The sequence below is a fragment of the Burkholderia sp. LMG 13014 genome (assembly GCF_905232215.1).
In the GTDB taxonomy this organism is placed as follows: domain Bacteria; phylum Pseudomonadota; class Gammaproteobacteria; order Burkholderiales; family Burkholderiaceae; genus Burkholderia.
Genome location: NZ_CAJNKE010000333.1, coordinates 1 through 6,555 on the forward strand (window position 1 = coordinate 1; position 6,555 = coordinate 6,555).

Consider the following 6,555-nt stretch of genomic DNA (forward strand, 5'->3'; position numbering starts at 1 on the left):
AGACGAAAAGCAAGGCCTACGAGGAAGAACAATGAAATCCAGACTCGACAGATGGATGATGCTGCTCGCCATCGCGGCAGCCGGCACGGCACATGCACAAACGCGCGTCGGGGGTAACCCGCTCGACTCCCTCCCCCAGATCAACGCGCCGAAAAGCGGCCCGAACGTAACCGTGCAGGTCGCACCGCGGGCACCGCAGTTGCAGGAGTTGCTATCGCGCCACCTGACACCGACGACGTTCCAGGTCGAAGGCGTGAAGTCCGTGCCGTTCGAGGAAATCTCGCGTCGCTTCACCCCTCTCGTCGGCAAGGACATCACGATCGGCGAATTGATCGAAACCGCCAACGGCGTGACCAAGCTGTACCAGGATCGCGGTTACGCGCTGTCGTTCGCGTTCATTCCCGCGCAGACGTTCGAGAACGGCGTCGTGCGCATCACGGTTGTCGAAGGCTATGTGTCGGACGTCAAGGTCACCGGCAAGCCCGGTGCGATGGCATCGAAGATTCGTGCGATCGCCGCGCATATCACGGCCGATCGCCCGCTGCGCCGCGCGACGTTCGAACGCTACGTGAACACGTTCGGCCTGTTGCCCGGCCTCACGGTAAAGGCGAACGTACCGCCGCCTCAAACCACCGACGGTGCCACGACGCTCGAACTCGCGGTCGACCGCAAGCCGTTCAACGTCAGCACCGGCATCGACTTCAACCACCCGGGCGTCCAGGGTCTCATCACCGCGACCGAAAACGGCCTCACGTCGTTCGGCGAGCAACTGAGCATTTCCGCGCTGGCGCCGCCGGGGCGCGACAAGCAGACTTACTTCGCATTCAGCGGTGCACTACCCGTCGGCAGCAGCGGCCTGATCACGCGCCTCGATGCGAGCACCTATCGCGGCAAGCCGACCGACAATCCGGGGTTGCCGTCATACGTGCAGCGTACGGTCAAGAACGAGAAGCTTGGTCTTTCGGCATCCTATCCGATACTGCTGAACAACCAGCGCAGCCTGCTCGGCACGGTGTCGGGCTACGCGGCACACAACGAGGACAATTACCAGAACCAGATCAATGGCGCGACGCTCAACAACCGGTCGCAGGTTCGCGTGCTGCAACTGCAGCTCGACTACACGAACGTCCAGCCGAAACAGGTGCGAAAGTTGAGCGTCAACGTCGCCAAGGCGTTCGACATTCTCGGCGCGTCGAAATCGCAGGTCGCCCAGGCGAACGGCTCGACGATTACGTACGCCGACCCGACATCACTGACCTTCGTCCGCACCGGCGCGACCTTCACGCAAACCAACGAATGGCCGTTCCGGATCGGTACGTCGGTCTCGTTGACCGGGCAATACAGCCCCGACTCGCTGCCGACGTCCGAGCAGATCTCGTTCGGCTCGACGCGCTACGCGCTCGGCTATCAGCCCGGCGAAGCGTCGGGTGACTCGGGATGGGGGATGTCGCTGGAGGTCAACCGCGGCTTCACGCCGGGCTGGACGTATATGAAATCCGTTACGCCATACATCGCCTACGACATGGCGCGCGTGTACCTGCATGCCGGCACGCCGTCACCGAACCGCATGTCGTCGGTCGGCATCGGTGTGCGTTTCTCGGACAGCCGCTTCTACAGCCTCGACCTGAACGTCGCGAAGCCGGTGGGAGACGCGCCCGTCGAAAGCGCATCGCGCAGCCCGCGCATCAACGCCGCATTCTCGTATCAGCTCAACTGATCGGTCACCAGACAGCCCGCGCCACGCGGGCTGTTTCGATTAGAGCCCCCTCTATCAAACGTGGCGCGCGGTTTCACGTATTCTGGCGAAGCTCGCAACATGCCCGCCCCATGCAGACGGTTGTGCGGGCAAATCGAACACGACATGCAAAACAAGGAGGACGACAATGATTCAACTGACCCGCCCGTTGCGTGCAATCGCCGTCGCCGGCGCACTGCTCGCTTGCGCCGCCCCCACCTTCGCACAAGCTGACAACCCCATCGGCATGTGGCAGACGATCGACGACAGCACCCATCAGCCGAAAGCACTCGTGCAGATCGCCGAAGACGGCGACGGTGCGCTGACCGGCAAGGTCGTCAAGGGCCTCGGCGCGAACGATACGCCGGATCGCCGCTGCACCGCCTGCACGGACGAGCGCAAGGATCAGCTCATCAAGGGCATGACGATCATCAAGGCAATGAAGAAGGAAGGCGACCACTGGGACGGCGGCAACATTCTCGACCCGGAGAACGGCAAGGTCTACAAGTGCAAGATGACGCTTGAAGACGGCGGCCAGAAACTCGTCGTGCGCGGTTACATCGGCGTGTCGCTGCTCGGTCGTTCGCAGACCTGGGTTCGCCAGCAATAATGCGACTCGCGCTTAAACGCGCGGCTCAATGAAAAAATCGGCCTGCGACGATGTCGCCAGGCCGATTTTCTTTTGGTGCGGGTGTAGCTCGAACTGACGGATATCACGCTGCATGCTTGAGCGTGTCCGACACATAACTGCCAGGTGCGCGATACGCGGGCGCCACATTGCTGCGTGCTTCCGCCGCCTTCGATTGCGTGTGCTTGCGCATCCGCGCGGACAATTCGTTGCACAGATTCACGCCTGCGTCGCCATAGAGTTCACGCATGACACTCATCAACGTACCCGTCTCGTGCCAGACCTTGAAGCGTCGATGGCAAGTTTGATACGACGGGTAACGGCGCGGCATGGCCGACCACGTTGCGCCGCTGTAGATCACCCAGAGCACGCCGTTCAGGACGGCACGCGTATTGGCCAATGGCCGGCCGCGCAACTCGGTGCGCGGCTGCATTTCGGGCAGAAGCGGCGCGACACAGCGCCACTCGTGGTCGGTCAAATCGCGATACGGTGTCATGGATATCTCCAGCCTTGGTAACCATGACACAACGATATCGACTCACCTCAACGATGAATATAAGACAAATCGGAAAATACCCTGAGATCGCCCTAATTTGACCGGAATTGACGTTTGAATCCCGCCAATTCCCGACAATCACACTCAGGTCAGCGACGTATCGACGATGCGGCGCGGCGTTTCGATATATTCCTTCGACTGCATCTCGACGATTCGCGACACCGTCCGTGCAAACTCGTTGGCCATCGGGCCTTCGATGTACAACTGCTCCGCCGGCACCGCCGCGGACATCAGCAGCTTGACCTTGTGGTCGTACAGCACGTCGATGAGCCACGTGAAGCGGCGCGCCTCCGACGCCATCCGCGGCGACATCTGCGGCACCTCGGACAGCACGATCGCGTGGAAGCGGCTTGCGAGTTCGAGATAGTCGTTCTGCGAGCGCGGGCCGCCGCACAGCGTCGCGAAGTCGAACCATACGACGCCGTCCGCCTTGCGCAGCGCCTTCAGCTCGCGCTTCTCGATATGCAGGAGCGGGCTTTCGTCGGGAACGGCAGCGAGCTTCTGGAACGCATGCCGCAATTCGCGATCGGCGTCCGCGCCGAGCGGCGTGTGATACATCTTCACCTGCGCGAGCGTGCGCTGGCGATAATCGACACCCGCATCGACGTTGAGCACGTCGAGCTTGGACTTGATCAGCGCGATCGCCGGCAGCATGCGGTCGCGATGCAGGCCGTCCGGATACAGGTCATCGGGATCGTAGTTGGACGTCATCACGAACTGCACGCCATTGTTGAACAGGCGGTCGAGCAGACGATACAGGATCATCGCATCGGCAATGTCCGACACGTGGAACTCGTCGAAGCAGATCAGCCGGTAGCGCTTCGCAATACGCCGGGCGAGTTCGTCGAGCGGATCGGCCTGCCCTTTCAGTTCCTCGAGCTCGCGGTGCACTTCGCGCATGAATTCGTGGAAATGCAGGCGCGTCTTGCGCTGCACGGGCACGACCGCGTAGAAGCTGTCCATCAGGAAGCTCTTGCCACGACCGACGCCGCCCCACATGTAGACGCCGCGCGGGAGGTCAGGATGATTGATGAGCTTCTTGAACGCGTTCGAGCGGCGCGCCTTGTACTCGACCCACTCGTCGAAGCATTGTTGCAGGCGATCGACGGCCGCGCGCTGCGCGGGATCGGACTGATAGCCGCGCGTGGTCAGTTCGCGCGTGTAGTATTCGGTGACGTTCATCGGGCAAACCGGAAAAAACGAAGGCGGACGGGAAACCCCGCCCGCCTTCGTCATGAGACGGCTGCGCCGGCCGTTGGCCGGCCGGCGCTATACCGCGCTCAGCTGTTCAGCGAGCGCTTGTCGACGGCGAGCGCCGCTTCGCGCATCACTTCCGACATCGACGGGTGCGGATGGCAGATGCGGGCGATGTCTTCCGACGCCGCCTTGAACTCCATCGCGACCACGGCTTCCGCGATCAGGTCCGACGCGTTCGCAGCGATCACGTGCACGCCGAGCAGTTCGTCGGTCTTCGCATCCGCGATCATCTTCACGAAACCGTCCGGCGCGTTCATGCCGAGCGCGCGGCCGTTGATCGAGAACGGGAACTTGCCCGACTTGATCTCGCGGCCTTCCGCCTTCAGCTGCTGCTCCGTCTTGCCGACCCATGCGATTTCCGGGTACGTGTAGATCACCCACGGAATGCAGTTGTAGTCGATGTGCGGCTTCTGGCCGTCGATCACTTCCGCGACCAGCACGCCTTCGTCTTCCGCCTTGTGCGCGAGCATCGGGCCGCGCACCACGTCACCGATCGCGTACACGTTCGGCACCGCCGTGCGGCAGTGGTCGTCCACGTCGATGAAGCCGCGTTCGTTCGCCTTCAGGCCGATTGCCTCGAGGCCGAGGTTGTCGGTGTTCGGCACGCGGCCGACCGACACGATCAGGCGGTCGGCGTCGAGCGTCTGCGCGTTGCCGTCCTTGTCCGTGTAGGCGATCGACACGCCGTCCGCGGTCGTCTTCACTTCGCCGATCTTCACGCCGAGATGGATGTCGAGGCCCTGCTTCTTGAACAGCTTGGCCGCTTCCTTCGCGAGCGCTTCGTCGGCTGCGCCGAGGAACGCCGGCAGCGCTTCGAGCACCGTCACTTCGGCACCGAGGCGACGCCACACCGAGCCGAGCTCGAGGCCGATCACGCCCGCGCCGATCACGGCGAGCTTCTTCGGCACCACGTCGAACGTCAGTGCACCTTCGTTGTCCGACACGATCTTGTTGTCGACCGGAAGACCCGGCAGGTGACGTGCCTTCGAGCCCGTCGCGATGATCACGTTCTTCGCGGTGACGACTTCGGCTTCGCCTTCGCCGCTCACTTCGATCTGCACGCCGGCGTCGGTCTTGCCGGTGAACTTGCCATGGCCCTTCAGCCAGGTGATCTTGTTCTTCTTGAACAGGAACTCGATCCCGCTCGTCATCTTCTCGACGATCGCGTCCTTGCGGCCGAGCATCTTCGCGACGTCGATCTTCACGCCGTCGACCGTGATGCCGTGGTCGGCCAGGTGGTGCGACGTGTTCTCGAACTCTTCCGACGACGCGAGCAGCGCCTTCGACGGGATGCAGCCGACGTTCAGGCACGTGCCGCCGAGCTTCAGCGCGCCGGCCGGGTTCTTCCACTTCTCGATACAGGCAACGGTCTTGCCGAGCTGCGCGGCGCGGATCGCGGCGATGTAGCCGCCGGGGCCGGCGCCGATCACGACGACGTCAAATTCCTTGGACATGACAATCCTTTCTTCTTGTGCAACCGCACGGGCAGCGCGTGTCGCGCGCCCGTGCGGAGCGGGTCAATGCGGTGAAACTCGGCTTACAGGTCGAGCAGCAGGCGTGCCGGATCTTCCAGTGCATCCTTCATCGCGACGAGCGACAGCACGGCTTCGCGGCCGTCGATGATGCGGTGGTCGTACGACAGCGCGAGGTAGTTGATCGGACGGATCACGATCTGGCCGTTTTCGACGACCGGACGCTCCTTCGTCGCGTGCACGCCGAGGATTGCCGACTGCGGCGGGTTGATGATCGGGGTCGACAGCATCGAGCCGAACACGCCGCCGTTCGAGATCGAGAACGTACCGCCCGTCATTTCCTCGATCGACAGCTTGCCGTCCTTCGCCTTCTGGCCGAACTCGGCGATCTTCTTTTCGATCTCGGCAAGGCTCAGTTGATCCGCGTTGCGCAGGATCGGCACGACGAGGCCGCGCGGCGAGCCGACAGCGATACCGATGTCGAAGTAGCCGTGGTAGACGATGTCGTTACCGTCGATCGACGCGTTCACGAGCGGGAACTTCTTCAGCGCGTGCACGGCCGCCTTCACGAAGAACGACATGAAGCCGAGCTTCACGCCATGTTCCTTCTCGAACTTGTCCTTGTACTTGTTGCGCAGTTCCATGACCGGGGCCATGTTCACTTCGTTGAACGTCGTCAGGATCGCGTTGGTCTGCTGCGATTCGAGCAGACGCTCGGCGATACGCGCACGCAGGCGCGACATCGGCACGCGCTGCTCCGGACGGTCGTTCAGCCAGGTCGTCGCCGACGCCGGCACCTTCACGTCCGGCAGCGACGGCTTCGCAGCGGCGGTCTTCGCCGGTGCTGCTGCCGGAGCGGCCTTCGGTGCGCTGCCTGCTGCCAGCGCGTCGCCCTTCGTGACGCGGC

Annotated in this window: 6 protein-coding genes; 2 read left to right on the top strand and 4 right to left on the bottom strand. The window is 62.9% G+C overall.

The genetic code is table 11. From position 1 onward, the window contains the following. Positions 1 to 31 precede the first annotated feature (31 nt). Positions 32 to 1,717: a ShlB/FhaC/HecB family hemolysin secretion/activation protein gene (locus JYJ84_RS25100; protein ID WP_122945177.1), complete on the top strand. Its 1,686-nt coding sequence runs from the start codon at positions 32 to 34 to the stop codon at positions 1,715 to 1,717. 166 nt (positions 1,718 to 1,883) lie between these two features. Next, a complete protein-coding gene (locus JYJ84_RS25105) occupies positions 1,884 to 2,345 on the top strand; it encodes a DUF2147 domain-containing protein (RefSeq protein ID WP_122945176.1) in 462 nt (153 codons plus the stop codon). Between the two features lie 103 nt (positions 2,346 to 2,448). Here JYJ84_RS25105 and JYJ84_RS25110 read toward each other — a convergent pair whose 3' ends face one another. From JYJ84_RS25110 to odhB, 4 genes are all read right to left on the bottom strand, one after another. Beyond that, positions 2,449 to 2,859 (bottom strand): transposase, encoded by a 411-nt coding sequence (locus tag JYJ84_RS25110; RefSeq protein WP_122945175.1) that lies wholly within the window; start codon positions 2,857 to 2,859, stop codon positions 2,449 to 2,451. A gap of 144 nt (positions 2,860 to 3,003) precedes the next feature. Next, complete coding sequence (gene zapE / locus JYJ84_RS25115) at positions 3,004 to 4,101, bottom strand: cell division protein ZapE (protein ID WP_089439955.1); 1,098 nt, start codon at positions 4,099 to 4,101, stop codon at positions 3,004 to 3,006. A gap of 98 nt (positions 4,102 to 4,199) precedes the next feature. Further along, positions 4,200 to 5,630, bottom strand: a complete 1,431-nt coding sequence (gene lpdA / locus JYJ84_RS25120; protein ID WP_122945174.1) for a dihydrolipoyl dehydrogenase — start codon at positions 5,628 to 5,630, stop codon at positions 4,200 to 4,202. An 83-nt stretch (positions 5,631 to 5,713) separates the two neighbouring features. Beyond that, on the bottom strand, positions 5,714 to 6,555 hold an 842-nt coding region (gene odhB, locus JYJ84_RS25125; RefSeq protein ID WP_205189577.1), incomplete at its 5' end, for a 2-oxoglutarate dehydrogenase complex dihydrolipoyllysine-residue succinyltransferase.

Coding starts and splice junctions, on each gene's coding strand:
- JYJ84_RS25100 (WP_122945177.1), top strand. CDS start 32: ATGAAATCCAGACTCGACAGATGGATGATGCTGCTCGCCATCGCGGCA.
- JYJ84_RS25105 (WP_122945176.1), top strand. CDS start 1,884: ATGATTCAACTGACCCGCCCGTTGCGTGCAATCGCCGTCGCCGGCGCA.
- JYJ84_RS25110 (WP_122945175.1), bottom strand. CDS start 2,859: ATGACACCGTATCGCGATTTGACCGACCACGAGTGGCGCTGTGTCGCG.
- zapE (WP_089439955.1), bottom strand. CDS start 4,101: ATGAACGTCACCGAATACTACACGCGCGAACTGACCACGCGCGGCTAT.
- lpdA (WP_122945174.1), bottom strand. CDS start 5,630: ATGTCCAAGGAATTTGACGTCGTCGTGATCGGCGCCGGCCCCGGCGGC.